Source organism: Leifsonia sp. SIMBA_070, assembly GCF_046534635.1.
In the GTDB taxonomy this organism is placed as follows: domain Bacteria; phylum Actinomycetota; class Actinomycetes; order Actinomycetales; family Microbacteriaceae; genus Leifsonia.
The window spans coordinates 1-229 of the sequence record NZ_JAWRYK010001070.1; the positions used below are offsets into that span (position 1 = coordinate 1).

A 229-nucleotide genomic window follows, 5' to 3' on the forward strand; every position below is an offset into this window, starting at 1 on the left:
GTCATCGACACCGGCGTCACCCGGCATCCCCGGCTTCCCCGGGTCCAGGCCGGCGGCGACTACGTCTCGCGTACCGACGGCACCGACGACTGTGACGGACACGGCACGCTGGTGGCCGGGATCATTGCCGCCCAACCGTCCCCGACCGATGCGTTCGCCGGGGTGGCCCCCGAGTCCTCGATCATCGCGATCCGGCAGTCCAGCGGCGCGTTCGAAGCAAAGGAACGGC

At 70.7% G+C, this 229-nt stretch carries 1 protein-coding gene; it reads left to right on the plus strand.

What is annotated here, in order from left to right; translation table 11 throughout:
• The coding region (locus SB754_RS23435; protein WP_410784627.1) for a S8 family serine peptidase at positions 1–229 on the plus strand (229 nt) is incomplete at both ends.